General features: G+C 37.4%; 16 protein-coding genes and 2 pseudogenes. 6 read left to right on the forward strand and 12 right to left on the reverse strand.

Annotation, left to right across the window (positions count from 1 at the left end; genetic code table 11):
* Nucleotides 1–528 precede the first annotated feature (528 nt).
* The 3 genes and pseudogenes from ACQKII_RS13690 to ACQKII_RS13700 all read right to left on the reverse strand — a co-directional run bounded on the left by ACQKII_RS13690 (nt 529) and on the right by ACQKII_RS13700 (nt 2,710).
* The gene (locus ACQKII_RS13690) at nt 529–1,335 is read right to left on the reverse strand and encodes a DUF2326 domain-containing protein (protein WP_427460063.1); all 807 of its coding nucleotides are present in this window, start codon (nt 1,333–1,335) and stop codon (nt 529–531) included.
* Nucleotides 1,336–2,282: 947 nt separating this feature from the next.
* A pseudogene (locus tag ACQKII_RS13695) lies at nt 2,283–2,492 on the reverse strand (UV damage repair protein UvrX); the annotation flags it as partial.
* Nucleotides 2,489–2,710 (reverse strand): transcriptional regulator, encoded by a 222-nt coding sequence (locus ACQKII_RS13700; protein ID WP_427460065.1) that lies wholly within the window; start codon nt 2,708–2,710, stop codon nt 2,489–2,491. The pseudogene ACQKII_RS13695 and the gene ACQKII_RS13700, both read right to left, overlap by 4 nt.
* 388 nt (nt 2,711–3,098) lie before the next feature.
* Between ACQKII_RS13700 and ACQKII_RS13705 the strand changes: the two genes are divergently transcribed.
* The 3 genes from ACQKII_RS13705 (at nt 3,099) to ACQKII_RS13715 (ending at nt 5,750) form a co-directional block, all read left to right on the forward strand.
* Nucleotides 3,099–3,425 carry an antibiotic biosynthesis monooxygenase family protein gene (locus ACQKII_RS13705; RefSeq protein ID WP_427460067.1) on the forward strand — a complete coding sequence of 109 codons (327 nt, stop codon included), beginning with the start codon at nt 3,099–3,101 and terminating at the stop codon, nt 3,423–3,425.
* 167 nt (nt 3,426–3,592) lie between these two features.
* Nucleotides 3,593–4,351 carry an MBL fold metallo-hydrolase gene (locus ACQKII_RS13710; protein ID WP_427460069.1) on the forward strand — a complete coding sequence of 253 codons (759 nt, stop codon included), beginning with the start codon at nt 3,593–3,595 and terminating at the stop codon, nt 4,349–4,351.
* Nucleotides 4,352–4,622: 271 nt separating this feature from the next.
* On the forward strand, nt 4,623–5,750 hold the full coding sequence (locus ACQKII_RS13715; RefSeq protein WP_427460071.1) for an IS4 family transposase: 1,128 nt from the start codon (nt 4,623–4,625) through the stop codon (nt 5,748–5,750).
* Nucleotides 5,751–5,772: 22 nt separating this feature from the next.
* On the opposite strand, the gene ACQKII_RS13720 is transcribed toward ACQKII_RS13715, so the two are convergent.
* On the reverse strand, nt 5,773–6,984 hold the full coding sequence (locus tag ACQKII_RS13720) for a CynX/NimT family MFS transporter (protein ID WP_427460073.1): 1,212 nt from the start codon (nt 6,982–6,984) through the stop codon (nt 5,773–5,775).
* A 349-nt stretch (nt 6,985–7,333) separates the two neighbouring features.
* The gene (locus ACQKII_RS13725) at nt 7,334–7,909 is read right to left on the reverse strand and encodes a helix-turn-helix domain-containing protein (protein ID WP_427460075.1); all 576 of its coding nucleotides are present in this window, start codon (nt 7,907–7,909) and stop codon (nt 7,334–7,336) included.
* A gap of 132 nt (nt 7,910–8,041) precedes the next feature.
* Here ACQKII_RS13725 and ACQKII_RS13730 point away from each other — a divergent pair.
* Nucleotides 8,042–8,215: pseudogene (locus ACQKII_RS13730) on the forward strand (tetratricopeptide repeat protein); the annotation flags it as partial.
* A 63-nt stretch (nt 8,216–8,278) separates the two neighbouring features.
* On the opposite strand, the gene ACQKII_RS13735 reads toward ACQKII_RS13730, so the two are convergent.
* From ACQKII_RS13735 to ACQKII_RS13755, 5 genes are all read right to left on the reverse strand, one after another.
* On the reverse strand, nt 8,279–8,494 hold the full coding sequence (locus ACQKII_RS13735) for a DUF3955 domain-containing protein (RefSeq protein ID WP_427460077.1): 216 nt from the start codon (nt 8,492–8,494) through the stop codon (nt 8,279–8,281).
* 714 nt (nt 8,495–9,208) lie between these two features.
* Nucleotides 9,209–10,255, reverse strand: a complete 1,047-nt coding sequence (locus ACQKII_RS13740) for a phosphotransferase family protein (protein WP_427460079.1) — start codon at nt 10,253–10,255, stop codon at nt 9,209–9,211.
* An 11-nt stretch (nt 10,256–10,266) separates the two neighbouring features.
* Nucleotides 10,267–11,043: an SDR family oxidoreductase gene (locus ACQKII_RS13745; protein ID WP_427460081.1), complete on the reverse strand. Its 777-nt coding sequence runs from the start codon at nt 11,041–11,043 to the stop codon at nt 10,267–10,269.
* Nucleotides 11,040–12,275, reverse strand: coding sequence for an acyl-CoA dehydrogenase family protein (locus ACQKII_RS13750; RefSeq protein WP_427460083.1), 1,236 nt, complete (start codon nt 12,273–12,275; stop codon nt 11,040–11,042). The genes ACQKII_RS13745 and ACQKII_RS13750 overlap by 4 nt, the downstream gene beginning before the upstream one ends.
* Before the next feature lie 232 nt (nt 12,276–12,507).
* Complete coding sequence (locus tag ACQKII_RS13755; RefSeq protein ID WP_427460085.1) at nt 12,508–13,392, reverse strand: LysR family transcriptional regulator; 885 nt, start codon at nt 13,390–13,392, stop codon at nt 12,508–12,510.
* A gap of 128 nt (nt 13,393–13,520) precedes the next feature.
* On the opposite strand from ACQKII_RS13755, the gene hutG reads away from it, so the two are divergent.
* Nucleotides 13,521–14,483, forward strand: a complete 963-nt coding sequence (hutG, locus tag ACQKII_RS13760) for a formimidoylglutamase (RefSeq protein WP_427460353.1) — start codon at nt 13,521–13,523, stop codon at nt 14,481–14,483.
* Nucleotides 14,483–15,667 (forward strand): sodium/glutamate symporter, encoded by a 1,185-nt coding sequence (gltS, locus tag ACQKII_RS13765; protein ID WP_427460087.1) that lies wholly within the window; start codon nt 14,483–14,485, stop codon nt 15,665–15,667. Before hutG ends, gltS begins: the two co-directional genes overlap by 1 nt.
* Nucleotides 15,668–15,749: 82 nt before the next feature.
* Here gltS and ACQKII_RS13770 read toward each other — a convergent pair whose 3' ends face one another.
* Both ACQKII_RS13770 and ACQKII_RS13775 read right to left on the reverse strand, forming a co-directional pair.
* Nucleotides 15,750–17,018: a polysaccharide deacetylase family protein gene (locus ACQKII_RS13770; RefSeq protein ID WP_427460089.1), complete on the reverse strand. Its 1,269-nt coding sequence runs from the start codon at nt 17,016–17,018 to the stop codon at nt 15,750–15,752.
* Between the two features lie 114 nt (nt 17,019–17,132).
* The gene (locus ACQKII_RS13775; protein ID WP_427460091.1) at nt 17,133–17,684 is read right to left on the reverse strand and encodes a hypothetical protein; all 552 of its coding nucleotides are present in this window, start codon (nt 17,682–17,684) and stop codon (nt 17,133–17,135) included.
* Nucleotides 17,685–17,688 lie beyond the last annotated feature (4 nt).

The raw sequence follows: 17,688 nt of genomic DNA on the forward strand, positions 1-17,688 counted from the left end.
AGAGGCTCCTTGTCAAGCTACTTATACGCCCCTTATACTTGAAAAGAGCTATTTATTCCCCTTAAAAAAGCTGTCCAATTCTGTTGCCATTCCATTGTGATATTTTACACTTAAAGTAACGGGGGCTTTAGTGGAATAAGGAGTATAAAAATAATCAAACTTTTTTATACAAATTTTAAACTTAGTTAAAAAGAGAAACTCCATTTTGATCAATTTTTTCAAAATGGAGTTTTTACATAAGCTATTAAATAAGGCTTAAAACACATTTTTTAATCAATCTTTACTCCAAAGTCTACAGATTAAACTTTTTTCAAATTGGATTCGTTTTATTTTCTGTAGAATAAGGATTTGTGAGTTGCTTTTAATTTAGCTATATTCCAAAGGAAACATTTGGAATTTTTATATTAAATGCTTCACTAAAAAATAAAAACGTAATGGACCAAGCGATACTTGATCTATTACGTTTTCACAGGTTGCCTTATAGGCAGTTACAATTCTCATTAACGAAACAATTTATTTTCCTTTAGCTTACTCATACAATTTAAAGCCAAAAAATCTCTTTTTATTATCTTGTGTTCTCTCTAATAAAACAGTAACAAGCCCTTGTTTCTTAAATTCATCAATATCTGCCGCCAAAAGTTCATCTTTATTAAGAGTAACAAAATATTGACCTTTTCCAATTTCGACCAAACTTGTATTTACATATTTTAAAATTTTCGCTTTTACTGTTGGATTAGATTTTGAATATGATCCATCATGTATAAGTAGTTCCAACTGATGTCCATACGCATTTTCAAGCGATGTCAAAAACCAAGTTAAATCAAATAAATTAATCTTCATGTAGTTAATTCCATGTGAACGATCATCTGGAAGCGTACATTTAATTTTTATTCGTCCCGTGGTGGAATCCTTTTTATCACTGACATCAGTTTCAAATTCTACATTAAACGAACCTAATATATCATAAGCTATTTGACTTAATTCATGGAATTTACTCTCAAGTTTTTCAATATAACCTTCATGGCTATTAAATTCATCCATTTTTTGTTGTGTTAGTGCCAATCGTTGCCCCTTTAAAGTAGCTATCTCTCTTTTTAGGGTATTAACTTTTTCATGATTTCCTATTTGAATATTAACCTCAGCTAGTTGCGTATTAAGTTCTTCTCGGTCCCCAATAATAGCATTAATATCCTCAATTAAATTAGTTTGATTTAGAATTTTATAATCAGTCTTTAGAGCCTTCTCTAATTTAATTTTCTCGGATTGCAATTTTTCTACTTCATTTTCAATACCAATTATTTTCGATTGATAAAAGCTTCCTCTATTTTCAACCATAAAATCATAAAAATGAGTGATTTGTCCATAATTTTCTTTTATATCATTTGGGAACCATCCAATTAACTGGTTATAAAATTCTTCAAGATCGTTTAATTCTTTAATGTCTTGCGATTTCTTTTTAAGATTTTCAATATTATTTTGATATTGTGTTTTTATATGTTGTAACTTAAAAAGTCTCTGCTAAATGGTATTCAATTCTATTTTCAGATTATTATATTCTTTTATTTTCACATTGTATTGTTTCGCTATATTTATAGCATTAATATCTTTTTCAATTTTTTGAATAAATTGGATTAATGGGAAAGCCGTATGCTGGAAAACTCGCACGTATGGTGTAAGATGGGGAAAAGCTGGAGATAACGTCAAAGGCTTACCTATCACTATAATAAGAGACAGCAATCGCTGTCTCTTATTACTATTTAAATGATTTTAAATGAGCTGTAACCCATTTATTTTCGTTTTCTGAAATATACTGTTCAGTAAGTATCAGTCTTTGGACAAGTTCTTGCTTTGATAGTTTCATATACTTCCTATGAAGGTTGTCAAGATTACGGTCGGGTTTGAGCATTCGGAAATTAACGTCCTACTGACATTGAAAAGGAGAAAAAAACCAAATCTCGATTAGAGGTAGTAGCCCAAGAAATTAAAGAAGCAATTGAAGAGCTCGAGTCAAACTAATTTGGCTCGAGCTTTTCAATTGCTGTTCTAAATTTACCTTAGATATTTTTTTCTTCGTGTCCATACAGAGTTGAGCAAAAAATTCACGCATCCTAAATATATCTACATTACTCAAATTGATTGAAACTGGATCTACGTCAAAAATTTAGGCACACTCTACCCCCTTTAAGTTAATTTCCCGCTAATTATTTTATCTTCTAGAGGAAAATTAAGATAAGTATTGATAAACAAAATTATTTTAATTTATCTCCGAAAAATCCATGAATATAACGTCTACTGCCCGTTTTGATTTTAAATTTCTCTTTCATCAATGGTGATGCTGCAAGTACAACGCTGCCCGGTTGGTCAAAGTTCGCTACTACTGCGACTGGCGTTTCAAGAATATCTAACCCATGCAACATTGCTACACAGCTAGCATAAAAACATTTCATATCAATGCACATAATAGGTCGATTTGGCATATCCTCGTAATTCATACCACACCACGCTCTTTACGTACTACTGGAACAATAGCGAGAACGTTATTCATAATAAAAGTACGCTTTGCCTGCCTTGTAAAACAAAATGCTGTAAAGGAATCCCCAACAACTTTAATGATTTTCACGCGCCTTTTTGTGATTTCACCCGACTTAGATACATACATCATGTTAATGAACTGTCCACGTTGCATTGCTTTTACCAGTTGCTCTTTCATGCCAGCTTCTCCTTTTTCAAATAATATAAGAACCTTTGTTCTTATATTATACGCACGTACGTTCGTTTTAGAAGTGGTGATTTTTACTAAATATTGATCATTCATTCAGCAGCAGCTAACAATGAGCTATTGTCTGCGTTTATATGTAAGTGTAGTTTGCTAGCCCTTATGTGAATCATTAGCCATTTTTAATCATCGAAATGTTATCTGGATTTTCATTCACAATCGATTACGTTGGCATTTTAATGGAACATAATCGATTGTTCCCATATGCACATAAAAAGAAATGCTTGGTATTGTTTCAAAAGCAATAATGGCTTTTTTTAAGGAAGGTATTATAATAAATATTAGATTTACCCGAGTATCGGGCAGTAAGGAGCTGGTTGGATTGAGTAACTTAGCACATACATATAAGCTACCCTATTATGCAGTTGTCTTTGCTTCAGAACGAACAGTAGGCGACAATGGTTATGGAGTAATGGCGACAAAAATGGACGAATTGGCAAGTAAACAAAGAGGATTTTTAGGTGCCGAAAGTGCAAGAGATGCAAATTTAGGGATCACCGTTTCTTACTGGGAAACACTTGAGGATATTGCTGCTTGGAAAGAGCATGCAGCTCATCAAGTTGCTCAAGAACGTGGCAAAAAAGAATGGTATAGCCGATTTGCATTACGCATTTGTAAAGTAGAACGTGATTACCTATATGAAATGTAGGTGTCAACCTTTCATATAGGACTGAATTCAGTACTGAACTCAATCCTTTTAGTTTTGACATCACAGCTTGTGCAACATGCCAAGCAATGGTTTCATCTCTTTACACAACCCTTGATTGTGTAAAGAGATAGATTACTAGTACAACTAACTAAAGGAGTTGCTTTAGTATGCCTATTTCCGTTCAACATATTCGACACGCTACATCGATTATAACGATAAATGACAAACGTATGCTGGTTGATCCGATGTTGAGTGATGCAGGTAAACTTTCGCCTGTGCCCTTCACTCGAAATTATCGCAGAAATCCATTAATTCCGTTGTCTGTTCCACTCCACATTTTCGAGGATGTAGATGCTATACTTTTAACTCATCGTCACTTTGACCACTGGGATAAAAAATCTATTTCCATTCTCGATAAAAATATCCCTATATTTTGTCAACCTAAAGACCAGTCTTCATTACAAGCTGCTGGTTTCTCGAGAGCAATACCAGTTAATAATTCATTTGAATGGGAAGGTATACAAATGAAACGCATTGAGGGGCAACATGCTCCAGGTCTTACGGGCAAGTTACTAGGTCCTGTTTCTGGTTTTTTTCTGAAAACAATGACAAAAGAATCTATTTATATCGTAGGAGACTGTATTAAAACACCTGCTATTGAAGAAGCTTTTCGCGAGTTAGTACCAGACATAGCCATTTTAAATGCTTCGGAGGCGGAAATGATGTGGGGAACCATAATCACTATGACACGTGAAGATATTGTAAGCATCGCCCGTTTGTCACCGAAGACCAAGTTTCTTGCAGTTCATTTAGATACTATTAACCACTGTAAATTGAGCAGAGATCACCTTATCAAGTTTCTAAAAGAACAAAATCTGGAACGTTCTGTTTGGGTTCCTAAAGACGGCGAGGTTTTTTCTTTTTGATTATGACCAAGTGCATAGTCTAAATTTGATAGGCAGAATTTCCTTTCAGTTAGACTGTTTCTAGCGAAATTCCTTCAGCAGCTATTCATTTAGACTTTTTACTAACATGCACCAAGGTTACATCCGCGTTATTATTCAAATTATATATTCTATTAATTTAACACGCCTGTTGATTATCTAGTTTCTTCCAATAAAATCGCATAGAAAAAGAGAGATTCTCATGTAAAATAGTAGTCACCACAACAACTGTTTACGAAATGAGGAATCTCTCTTGCCCAAGAATAACACGATTTTTACGCTACTTCAAAACTTTCTTCCGGAAACCGAGCTTCAAGCGATTTTAGCGGAGTTCGATTTCGTTGATACGGCGCGAAAATGTACCGTTTCGACACTCATTTCCTATTTAGTTGGCGCTGCGACCCACGAATGGAAAAGCTTGCGTCACGCAGCGGATGTCGCACCGAGTGTTGGGCTCGATTCGGTCGATCATTCTTCGCTATCGAAACGATTTAAAGACCTGGATTACCACATCATGAAACGCATTTTCGATGTGGTCAGTGGCAAGCTCAATCGGTCTGCGAAACGTTCTCTTTCCATGAAAAAAGAACTGTTAGCTGTCGATTCGACAACGATTACGGTGGGGAAAAATCGATTACCCTGGGCACTTTATCACGGCGAGCGCTCAGGAATCAAACTCCATGTCAGTTTCACTAATGAAAGCGCCATGCCTTTAAAAGTCGTGGAAACAACTGGCTTAAAACATGATGGTCCAATCGGCGAAAGCCTAGAAGACAAACGATTTATTCTGGTTGGTGACCGTGCGTATTTTTCGATTGATAAAGTCGATCGCTATGTGAAAGAAAAACAGGATTTTGTCATTCGTTTAAAAGATAACCTTCACTTGAATCAGAAAAAATCATTGAAATATACGCCAAGTAAGGATTCCCACGTTACAGCTGATTTCACGTGTACAATGGGTACCTCGCAAAAACAAACGGAAAAACGCCATCGGGTCGTGGAATTTATCGATTACGAAGGCAAATCGATGCGTGTCGTGACTAGTTTGAGGAACATCACACCAGAAGAGATTGCGGACATATACAAATCACGCTGGGCAATCGAATCATTTTTCCGCTGGGTTAAACAAAATTTGAACGTGCCGACTTTTTTCGGCACAACGCCCAATGCGGTATTTAATCAACTATTCGCTGCATTGATTGCGTATGTTTTATTGAATTTTTTACACAAGCAAGGTCAAAAGAAAAAAGGCCCAAAATCCCTGTCATTTGCAGGTTTTACACGCCTGTTTCTTTGTGCTGCCTTGCCTTTTGAATGGCGCTTGTACATCAACAAAACTTTGGCGTTTTACCGGAAGCTTCACGAAGAGAATACTGGATGATTTTGGTTAATCAACACGCGTGTTAATTTAAAGAACCAATCTGTCGATTTCTAGCTGCACCTAGACCAAATATAAAGAGCAAGACTGACGCACAAACCAATAGTAGCAGTGGAAAAGTCCAGCTATTAGATACATCATGCAAATATCCGAAGAGTGTTGGTCCAGTAGCAGCAAGCAGGTAACCGACTGATTGTGCCATGCCTGATAAATCTGCCGCTTGATGTGCATTTACTGTACGTAGGCCAAAAAACATCATCGATAATCCAAACGCACATCCTCCACCAATGCCTAGTAAAATAACCCACAGAACAATAAAATTCAAGCTTCCATAAAGTAATCCTAGAGTGCCAGTTAACAGCAAAATTGATGCAATGGTAACTAAAGAACGTTGACTGGACATACGTCCTGCGATGATTGGAACTATAAATGTAATTGGCAGTAAAGCTAACTGCATGATAGAAAGTAACCAACCAGATTGATCTGAACTTATTCCCTGTTGCTTTAAAATCTCTGGTAACCATGTGATCAATACATAAAACACCATAGATTGTAAACCCATAAACAAAGTTACTTGCCAGGCAAGAGCTGAACGCCATAAATTTACTCCACCGTCAGCTTTTTGATTTGGAACGGAAGTCGTACGTCCCTTTATACGTTTCATTTGAGGTAACCACAATAGAATTGCTACAAAACTCAGAATTCCCCAAACTCCCAGAGCACCTTGCCACCCAAAGCCTAAGCTAACGGCAATAGGTACACTAATCCCAGAAGCCATTGCGCCAAACAAATTCATAGAGATCGAATATACACCTGTCATTAAGCCCATTTGTGTCGGAAACTCTCGCTTAATAAGGCCAGGCAATAATACATTACAGATGGCAATAGCTAGTCCAAGAATTGCTGTACCGACATATAAAGTAGCCACCCCTGATAGAGAACGTAAAATAATACCAATCATAAGAAAAATGACTGAAATTAGAATAAGAAATTCCATGCCAAATTTTCGTCCTAATCTAGGCACGAAAGGTGAAAAAAGTGCAAAAGCCAGTAAAGGTAACGTAGTAATCATGCCTGCTAATGTATTTGAAAGATGCAGACTGTCTCTAATAACACCCACTAAAGGTCCTACCGAGGTTAAGGGAGCCCGTAAATTGGTTGCAACAAATATGATGCCTACAATAATCACCCATACTGATGATTTTTTTATTTCTTGATTATTACTCATTTGACGCATGATGTTCCTCCTGCTATTTTTACATATTGAAATGTCGATATGACTATAACAACTCTCTCTAAACCTCATTAAGTATATTATAATATACTATAAAATTAATAAAGCACAATAAAATATATCAATAGTTTATAAACAGAGCTATCTAAAAAGACCTTCAACCAATAACGACCATCTGCCGAAAGCGTAAAAACCCGTTACACTTTCGCTGCAAATACGATTCCCAGGAATCTAGGCGAAATGTTTACTTTTTTACAAAAAAAAAGCATACCAGGAATACTCCTAGCATGCATAGTATTTTATACTTTTAGGACAGCACCATATTTGTACTGCACAGTTGTTGATATAGGAGTTAATTATTTGGCGCATATTTCAATATAATGTGGAGGACCACAACATCATTAGACTCATTTATATACGAATGTGTGCCATCTGCGCGAAAACTAATAGCATCGTATTGATTCAGAATGTAAGACTCATTGTTAACATTAATTTTAACTTTTCCAGACATGACTGTAGCTAGTTCAGTTGTATTAGGGTGATGTTTCTCAGGATAGTAGGAGCTATTTGGTTGTAAATAAGCTCTAAACACCTCTGTTTCATTGCCTATATTTTGGAATATCGGCTCAATTACCCAATTTCTTCCCTCCTCAGCAATACTTAATCCTTGCCCGGCTCTAGATAGACTCACACTGTTTTCAGCAGCGAATAATTCCATAAGCGGTACAGATAAGCTCTTCGAAATTTTCCACAGCATACCTAATGTAGGATTTGTTTCTCCACGCTCAATATTTCCAAGTGTTAGCTTGCTCACACCAGAAATTTTTGATAAGTCTTCAAGACTCAATTGCTTATCCTTACGAAGCCTTTTTAGTACTGCCCCGACTTGTAAAACAACTTGTTTGTGATCATCAGTGCCCATAGTCATTTCAACTCTCCTTTTTTAGGATAGATTACAAAAAAAAGCAAAAGCATAATATTATCGACTATTGTCGGCAAAATAATAATAAGTAAATCTTATTATACATGATGATTGTTAATTACGAACAAAAAGCTTATTGCAGAGCACATGAAGGTCTTCCATGCGATGACACTTTATAATCTAGGTGAATGTTCAAAGGCAATGGAAACATTATTAAATAGTTTGATACGCACAACCAATCATGAGGGCATACAAGAGTACAGCAAAGCTATTAAATTTTACAGCGATAAGCTAGATCAAACTTGGGCGTAATAATTGACATAAGCTATCATCAAAAAATCAGGCTCACTTATGAGAACCTGATTTTTTGTCTTTTCATTTAGCAAGGTTTATCTTTTTAACAGTTGAAAAGATTGTCACAAATAATAGCAAAATAATACCCGTAAAGAAAAATAGGTAGCCCACTGGAATTAAGAAGAACGGTTCAATCAAAGTGCCGTCTGGTGCTACTTCACTCCCTATTATAGCTTTAACAGTAAAACAGATTATTCCTAAAAGAATCGGTGTAGCAGCAATTAGATATTTTTTCATACTCTATTTCCCTCCATTAATCATTCATTTTTTTATATTCCAAAATGTCGTCTGGTTGACAGTCTAAAGCTTCATGTTTTTTCTAAAGTCGAAAACTTGATAGTTTAAAATTGAGACTTAGCCATTGTAATGCCTAACTTTTCGAATCATTCTGTAACACTCGTTTTGCTCTTTTCCGGTTGCTGATCCAACATAGATGCAATAGTAAAGCAAATAATTTTTTCTATTCATGTATCACTACTTCCCTTAATTCCTATTGCTATATTAAACAAAAATAAATCTCCAGTCAATAATTTTTTATCGCAAAACAATAAATGATTATTGTATTTCATTTCATATTTATCGATTGCTCGCAAGAATAAGCTGTTATCGAGTCTTCTAGAGCTTGTGCAAGCAAAACAACAACTTCAGCCCTAAAACCCCTCTCCTTTCGAATCATAAGAATCAAACTTATGTCATTTACCCAAAATGCTTGTAAAATAATGAACGTATGTTAAAATAAGAACATGTATTCGCACTCTTTTAGTACTTCTCGTGAAAGGATTTGGTTGTAAAAAGTAATAAGGTGCGAATAGCTAATTGATAAATATACTTATTAATGTCGGATAATCTGTTGTAAGGCTATATAAAAACGGCTGCTCAGTAACTAGCAACCGTACTTTTTTATTGATTGATCGTTCGTGCGTGGTGCCCCAAAAATGTATGCAATCGTTCTTAGTTAATGGCTTTAGATGCTTGTTTGATGAGTGCCGCTACCATTTTATCCATTTGTGCAAAGCGATCATCCTGCGTCTGCCCTTTCACATAACGATAATAGATTTGCTGACAAATCACTGCTAATTTAAAGTATGCAAATGTAATATAATAATTAATGGATGAAACATCTCGCCCACTTTTCTCGGCATAACGGGTAATGAATTCTTGTCGTGAATAGAATCCTGGTAAAATCGTAATTGGCGGTTCTCCAAGTGCGTATAGCAGCATATTCGGATCATCTGCATGCATCCAGTAGCTCATCGCTACACCAAGATCTGCTAAAGGATCTCCAACAGTCGTCATTTCCCAATCAAAAAGCCCAATCATCTCAGTATAGTCCTCGGAAAACATCGCATTGTTTAACTTATAATCATAGTGAATAATTGTCACCTCAGCGTTCGTCGGGATATTTTCTTTGAGCCAAGTCGTTAGCGCTTCTACTTCTGCAAACTGTGCCGTTTTTGCCTTGTCATAACGTTCTATCCAGCCATGCACTTGACGCTGCATAAATCCTTCTGGCTTCACCATGTCTTTTAACGTCGTTTCCGCATATGGTATTGCATGTAGTGCAACAAGCGAATCGACCATCTTTTCGGACAGCTCGCGTGCTAGTTCCTCTGTATTTTCTGTTCCAAGCGGAAAACGAGTATCAAGTACGATGCCTTTCTTGCGTTCCATTAAGAAGAAATCACTGCCAATTATAGCATCATCACTGACATAGACATAAGGTGTTGGCACCATGGCTAAAAATGGCTGCAACGCCGACAGAATAGTAAATTCACGTTTCATATCATGTGCTTTCTTCGCAACTGGTCCAAGAGGTGGCCGACGTAGAACAGCTTCAAAATCCCCAATCTTCAGACAATAGGTCAAATTTGAATGACCTGCACTAAATTGTGTAATTTCTAGCTTGCCCTCTGGTAAATCTGGAAATTGTATTTTTAAAAATGCATGAAGTCTCTCTGCATCAATACGTTCACTTGCCCTTACTTGCATCGTATCCATGATATCCCCCCCTAAATGATTGAACTCATTCCACCATCCACGACAATGACATCCCCTGTGACATAATCGGAAGCTGCCGCTGCTAAAAATAGCGCTACCCCTTTTAAATCATTTTCCGACCCTAAACGTTTTAACGGTGTGACACCCATTAAATAATCTTGTCCACGCTCAATTAAAATGCTGGACATTTTCGTTGGGAAAAACCCAGGTGCAATCGCATTGACATGCACACCGTGAGGCCCCCATTTCACTGCTAAATCTTTCGTTAAGGTGATGACTGCGCCTTTACTTGCGTTATAGCCAATTGTATCCATGAAGTCAGGTAGTGTGCCGCCAAGCCCTGCAATCGAGGCGATATTAATTATTTTTCCAGACTGCTGTCCAAGCATCTCTTTTCCAACTGCTTGACTCATTAAAAACGTACCATTGACGTTGACATCGAATACCTTTTGCCAAGCTTCAAATGGCATGTCTACAGCAGGTGTGCCCCAAGATGCACCGCTGTTATTGACCAAAATATCAATACGGCCAAACGTTTCTTTCGTTTTTGCGACTACATTCGCAACTTCTTCTGGTTTTGTCACATCACATGCAAGTGCTAATGTTTGTACGCCTAGTGCTGCTAGTTCTAGCGCTACTTCTTCACACGCCTCAACCTTACGTGAGCAGAGCACGACATTAGCCCCTGCCTCTGCAAAACCTTGTGCAATTTGTGCGCCAAGTCCGCGCCCGCCCCCTGTCACAATAGCCGTTTTACCCTTTAAGCTAAATAGGTCTAGTACGCTCATTTCACCAGCTCCTCTTGTTTTTTAGCATGCTTTTTCAGTTCAAGCTTGGCAACAGTATTTCGGTGTACCTCATCTGGACCATCTGCTAGACGCAATGTACGAGAATTTGCCCATTGTGCAGCAAGGGTTGTATCTGGCCCCACTCCAGCAGCACCAAATGCTTGAATTGCACGGTCAATCACACGTAATGCCATATTTGGCGCAACTACTTTAATCATCGCAATTTCAGCCTTTGCTTCTTTATTACCAACCGTGTCCATCATATATGCAGCTTTTAATGTTAAGAGTCTCGCTTGCTCAATATCAATTCGAGATTCTGCAATACGCTCACGCATTACCCCTTGGTCTGCCAGTGGTCGATGGAAAGCCTTTCGCTCCTGCACACGTACACACATTTCTTCTATAGCGCGTTCAGCAGCACCAATCAGACGCATACAATGATGAATACGGCCTGGCCCTAATCGTCCTTGTGCAATGGCAAAGCCCTTACCCTCACCCCATAATATATTTTCTACTGGTACCCGAACATTCGTAAATGTAACCTCACCATGTCCTTCAGGTGCGTGGTCATAGCCAAATGCTGTTAACATCCGCTCAATTTTAACGCCTGCCGTATCCATTGGCACCAAAATCATCGACTGCTGCTCATGGATTGGCTTCGTGGAATCTTTATGTTTCCCCATAAAAATAGCAATTTTACAACGTGGATCCCCAGCTCCTGTCGTCCACCACTTATGACCATTTAATATATAATGATCGCCATCACGTTCGATACTTGCCTCAATATTTGTTGCATCACTTGACGCCACTGCTGGCTCTGTCATCGCAAAGCAGGAACGAATCTCCCCTCGAAGTAATGGTTCTAGCCATTGCTTCTTCTGTTCTTCAGAACCGTAACGAACTAGAACCTCCATATTGCCTGTATCAGGTGCATTGCAATTAAATACTTCCGGTGCCAGCAGTGAACGCCCCATAATTTCACATAAAGGCGCATATTCTAAATTGTTGAGACCAGCACCATACTCGCTATCGGGCAAAAACAAATTCCATAAGCCCGCTTCCTTAGCCTTCGCCTTCAATTCCTCCATAATCGGTGGAATTGCCCCCCAACGATCCTCCATTGCCTCCACTTGTGCAGCATACACTGCTTCATTTGGATAAACATGCTGCTCCATAAAATTTGTCAGCTTCTCCTGTAGTTCCACCACTTTTTCACTATAAGAAAAATTCATTGGAAAGCCCCCTTTGATTGAACTTCGATTTAAAATGAATGAGTGTTCATTCTTATTCTTACCTTAAATGTTACCGCTATATTTCTCGTAAATCAATCATCTATTTAACAAAAATTTGAATTAAAGAGAAAATCCATACAAAAAACAGCATAAACACACGCATAGATTTCCCCTTACATTGAAAGAGCTGAACGAACATAAAATTTTATCAAAATAACATTAATACTATCTTTTACTCATCGAAAAAATGATTAATATCGTCAATTAATTGATGAATCGCAAAAGGAAGATGTCGATTTTTCAAATACACCAAGTAAACATTTCGTCGTAAAGTTGGACAATCAATTTCTTTTTGTACGATAGTTTTCGCAGTTGGCCCTTGCAAATAATTTTCAGGTAGAATTGTGATACCTAAACTTTCTCGAACAAGTGACACCGCAGTTTCAAAACGCTCAATTTCAAATTGAATATTTATGTCTATACCTGCCTTTTCAAAAGTATTCAAAATATCTCGTCTCGTTTGAAAACCTTCTGTACTAATAATAAAAGGCTCATTGCCTAAATCAGCAATTGTTAGTTTATCTTTTGCCGCTAATGGATGACCTAATGGTAAAACTGCAACGAGTCGTTCCTCATATAAGCACTTTACTTCATAATCCTCTTCATCAATCGACTGATTCGTAATAATTAAATGTGTTTTATAACTTCTAAGCGATTTTTTTACACGTTTACTTCCCAATATATCTACTAGATGAATCTTCATCTGCGGATATACCTTCTTATAAACAGTAATAACTTGGGGTAACCAATGCTTGATAGATTCCATCACGCCAATAGCGATTTCACTAGTGCCATGCACAACCACTTCATCCATTTCGATTTTTAATATCTCCATATTTTTTAAAATCACTTTTGCTCTTTCATAAAGGAGCTGGCCCGCTTCTGTTAAATGAAGATTTCTCGTATTTCTTTCGAGTAGTTGCGAACCAATTTCTTGCTCTAGTTTCTTTATAGCGTTACTGAGAGAGGGCTGCGATATATGTAGTTTTTCGGCTGCCTTCGAGTAATTCATTTGTTCAATCACTGCTATAAAATATTGCAATTGCTTAAAATCCATAACAATACTCCTCCTCATTTATAGCTAATAGCTATAGATTAATAATAATTATATATTAGTAATTATAATTATGTGAATATATAATGAATTTACACTACATGAATATTGAAAATGGAGTTGATAAAGTTATGTATACGATGACAGATAAAAAGCAATGGAAAGGCCGAATAGACTCAACAACAAATACGAGCAGTTTCCGATTACATCAAAAAGTAACTCGAATTCCTATTAATGATGTAAGCGCTTCAAATCATCAACAAGCAGGAATTGTAGGTTTTATATGTGATGAAGGCGTTCGTCGCAATCAAGGGCGAGTGGGTGCCGCAAATGGGCCAAATGCACTTCGCGAATCATTAGCAAGCTTGCCATGGACATTCGAAGGTGACCAGCAAATTGTCGATGTTGGAAACATCCTTTGCCTAAATCATGCTTTAGAGGATGCACAGCGTGAGCTTGGGGAGATTGTCGAAATATTACGAAAGAAAAAAATGAAATGTATCGTACTTGGCGGAGGCCACGAAACTCTCTATGGACATTATTTAGGTGTTCGTGCTGCATTACAACACGATGCCAAAATCGGCATCATAAATATCGATGCGCATTTTGATTTACGTCCATACGATGAGCAACCATCGTCTGGCACAATGTTTCGCCAGATTTTAGAGCAAGATCCAAACGTAAATTACTTTGTACTAGGTATTCAGCGTTATGGTAACACGCAGGAGTTATTTGACAAAGCACGTGAACTACAAGTGAAATATGTTCTAGAAGAAGATTTAACACGAGAAAGTAAACCTCAAATAATGAATGACTTACAACAATTTATGGATAGTCATGATACGATTTTGTTAACTTTATGTATGGATGTCCTAAACGCGGCAGTTGCACCGGGCGTAAGTGCTCCATCACCGTTTGGACTCGATCCAACATTTGTACGAACACTAATTCAACAAGTAACCTCCCATCCAAATACACAGTCCTTTGATATTTGTGAGGTAAATCCATTACTTGATGAAAATGGACGAACAGTCAAATTAGGTGCCTATTTTGTCTACGAAGCACTTAATAACTTACTTAGGGGGAATGGTTAATGATCGAATTGAATCAAATAACAACAATTTTTTTAGCAGTAGCACTTTTCGCATTGGGCAGTTTGCTCATCAATAAAATAAACTTTTTAAAGCGTTTCTGTATTCCAGCTCCAGTTGTTGGTGGCTTACTTTTCGCCGCGTTAGCAACAATTTTAAAGACAACTGGCGTTTTAGAAATTACGCTCGATACTTCCTTACAGAGCCTATTTATGATTACATTTTTCACAACAATTGGTTTAGGGGCAAGTTTTAAACTCGTGAAACTAGGAGGTAAACTTTTAGTCATCTATTGGTTGGCATGTGGCTTCCTAGCACTAATGCAAAATGTGATTGGCGTATCACTTGCTTCACTTATGGGTATTCATCCGTTAATCGGTATGATGGCTGGCGCTGTTTCTATGGAAGGTGGACACGGTGCAGCAGCAGCATTTGGACAAACATTAGAAGATTTAGGTATATCATCAGCAATGACAATCGGCGCAGCGGCGGCAACATGTGGTTTAGTAGCTGGGGGTCTAATCGGTGGACCGATTGTCAAATATTTAGTGGGTAAATATAATTTAACACCAGACGAGCAGGAAACAGAGGAAGTTGAATACGAAAATAAAAAAGAACAAATTACATCCGATTCATTCTTTACACAGGTATTGTTAATTACATTTTGTATGGCTGTCGGTACGTATGTTGGAACATTATTCTCAGAAGCTACAGGCTTTGTCCTACCAGGCTATGTGGGTGCGATGTTTGTAGCGGTATTCGTCCGTAATATTTTGGACAAAGTAAAACCTGACGCTATTAATATGAAAAGCATTTCTTTAATCGGTGATGTAACACTAGGAATCTTCCTTTCAATGGCGTTAATGAGCATTAAACTATGGGAAATTGCAGATTTAGCACTACCACTATTTGTTATTGTTTTTGTGCAAGTATTATTTATCGTGTTATTTAGTACTTTTGTATTATTTAAATTACTCGGTAAGAATTATGATGCTGCCGTAATGGTTGCTGGTTTTGCCGGACATGGCTTAGGTGCAACACCGAATGCGATGGCCAATATGTCCGCCGTTGTTCAACGTTTTGGACCTTCGAAAAAAGCTTTTATCGTTGTACCGATTGTAGGTGCATTTTTAATCGATGTCTTCGGAATTCCGATTATTATTACAACAATCAATTTATTTAAATAATAAACAAAGCCGTGCAATCGTCTTCACAGACAGTTGCACGGCTTTTTAACGCTTAATATAGCCCAAATTTTATAGTATTTGATTATTGTAATATTTCACTAACAGTTACAAGTTCATAGCCTTGCTGTTGCAAATAAAGTATTACATTCTCAAGTCCATTAGCTGTAGATTGATGGATATCATGCATTAAAATAATGCTTCCGTCTTTCACCGAAGCTTTGACATAAGCTAATATTTTATCTGCATTACGATGTTTCCAGTCAAGCGTATCTACTGACCATAAAATAGAAGGTATCGACATTACAGAACGCACTTGCTCACTGGTCGCGCCATACGGTGGTCGAAAAACTGTCGGGTATTGGCCGATAGCTGCGTAAATAGCATTGCTCGTGCGGTCAACCTCTTGCTTAACATTTACTTTCGTTAAAGTTGTTAGCTTCGGATGATTCCAAGTATGGTTACCGATTTCATGACCATCCGCATAGACTTTCTCTACGGTCGCTGGATTTCTAGAAACATTTTTACCAACCATAAAGAAAGTTGCTTTTACATCATATTTCTTTAAAATCGCTAAAATTTGTGGGGTTACTCTTGCATCAGGTCCATCATCAAATGTTAATGCCACTCGTTTTTTTGCACCTTTCGCTACCGTAACACCTTTATTATATACTTTGTTATCAAGAATCATGAGATTCGCCAGTTCTGATGCCTTTATGTAGCCTTTTTGTTCGCCTGCTTCTACATATGCCCAACCTGCAAGTATGGCATATTGTTGCACAATTGTTTGATGAGCAATTGTACCAATAACCTCGCCACTTGGGCTAGCTGTCAAATGTAACACAGCACCGTTAACAACATTTACCCGCTTCTTAGTGACAGTGGGTTTCTTGAATGTATTTGTTGCAGCATATCCTGTTTCATGTCCATATTGGACAAAAGACCAACCACCGGGTGCTGTTCCATACATAAGAACGGTAGTATTTTCATTTAGTTGTCCTGTCTTTTGAGCGCTAGGACTCGGATATGTAAATAAACTCGTGCCACCCTTTTTCGCCACTACTAACTTCTCTGGCGTAAGATTTGTTAATGTAGACGTTGCCACATACCCTTCTAATTGTTGCATTTGAATATGTGTCCATTCCTCATTAACGGGAGTAGCTTTCACAAAACTGCCTTGTGCAACATGACCAATTATGGCACTTTCTGTAGAAGCTTCTCCATAAACCGTCGCATTGTTTATAACTTGCTGGATAACTGATGGACCCTCAGCATTTGCAGAAGCCTGTCCTACAAACACGACACTTATCAAAAATGTCAAAAATAGAGCAAAGGGCAACAAATTTTTCATCATTCTACACCGCCTTTTTACAATCACTGATGTCGTTTTTCTGTGTAAAATATTCTGAAAAACATAGGATCTGATTCTTATTATAGAAGAATAGATTATTTCAGAAAATAGTATAAATCAACTAGATTTAGTTATTAAAAATTGTTTAATGAATGTATTTTGATAGCTAGTATCAACGGCATATTGTTGTATGGTTCCTTCATATTTTTGTAAAAATGCTTTCACCCTTTCTCCATCAAAAAAGTCATTTCCTTGAGGTAATGTGGGAAATATGGATTCCATCTCATTGATTAATACCTCTCTAGAAAGCTCAAACATCTCACCATCGATACTAAAAGCATAGCCCTTGGCATTTGGTACTAAAATAGTAGCCATCATCGCATTATAGACAATTGCTTCCTCTCTTGAAGTAGAAGAAGTAAACCATTTACTCAACGCCTCATTGTCTGTTCGATAAATAACGCGCAGCACCTCCCCTCTCAAATCGAATTGGTCGATTGTATCCCCAAGCATGAATACAGTGCCAGCTATCTTACTGACATTCAGATGATCGCCAATATAAGTACCGACATAAGGCTCCCAAACGGCCTGCTCTATTGCAGGTGCATTTGCTGTGCACCCTGTTAATAAGACGATACAAAGTATAAAAAAAGTTATTATTTTTTTCATATTT

Source organism: Lysinibacillus sp. NPDC048646 (assembly GCF_050272295.1).
Lineage (GTDB): Bacteria > Bacillota > Bacilli > Bacillales_A > Planococcaceae > Lysinibacillus.

Bases quoted from the DNA above. Each gene is read 5' to 3' on its own strand.
- ACQKII_RS13690 (WP_427460063.1), bottom strand. From the start codon at position 1,335: ATGGTTGAAAATAGAGGAAGCTTTTATCAATCGAAAATAATTGGTATT.
- ACQKII_RS13700 (WP_427460065.1), bottom strand. From the start codon at position 2,710: ATGAAAGAGCAACTGGTAAAAGCAATGCAACGTGGACAGTTCATTAAC.
- ACQKII_RS13710 (WP_427460069.1), top strand. From the start codon at position 3,593: ATGCCTATTTCCGTTCAACATATTCGACACGCTACATCGATTATAACG.
- ACQKII_RS13720 (WP_427460073.1), bottom strand. From the start codon at position 6,984: ATGCGTCAAATGAGTAATAATCAAGAAATAAAAAAATCATCAGTATGG.
- ACQKII_RS13725 (WP_427460075.1), bottom strand. From the start codon at position 7,909: ATGACTATGGGCACTGATGATCACAAACAAGTTGTTTTACAAGTCGGG.
- ACQKII_RS13735 (WP_427460077.1), bottom strand. From the start codon at position 8,494: ATGAAAAAATATCTAATTGCTGCTACACCGATTCTTTTAGGAATAATC.
- ACQKII_RS13740 (WP_427460079.1), bottom strand. From the start codon at position 10,255: ATGGATACGATGCAAGTAAGGGCAAGTGAACGTATTGATGCAGAGAGA.
- ACQKII_RS13745 (WP_427460081.1), bottom strand. From the start codon at position 11,043: ATGAGCGTACTAGACCTATTTAGCTTAAAGGGTAAAACGGCTATTGTG.
- ACQKII_RS13750 (WP_427460083.1), bottom strand. From the start codon at position 12,275: ATGAATTTTTCTTATAGTGAAAAAGTGGTGGAACTACAGGAGAAGCTG.
- ACQKII_RS13755 (WP_427460085.1), bottom strand. From the start codon at position 13,392: ATGGATTTTAAGCAATTGCAATATTTTATAGCAGTGATTGAACAAATG.
- hutG (WP_427460353.1), top strand. From the start codon at position 13,521: ATGTATACGATGACAGATAAAAAGCAATGGAAAGGCCGAATAGACTCA.
- gltS (WP_427460087.1), top strand. From the start codon at position 14,483: ATGATCGAATTGAATCAAATAACAACAATTTTTTTAGCAGTAGCACTT.
- ACQKII_RS13770 (WP_427460089.1), bottom strand. From the start codon at position 17,018: ATGATGAAAAATTTGTTGCCCTTTGCTCTATTTTTGACATTTTTGATA.
- ACQKII_RS13775 (WP_427460091.1), bottom strand. From the start codon at position 17,684: ATGAAAAAAATAATAACTTTTTTTATACTTTGTATCGTCTTATTAACA.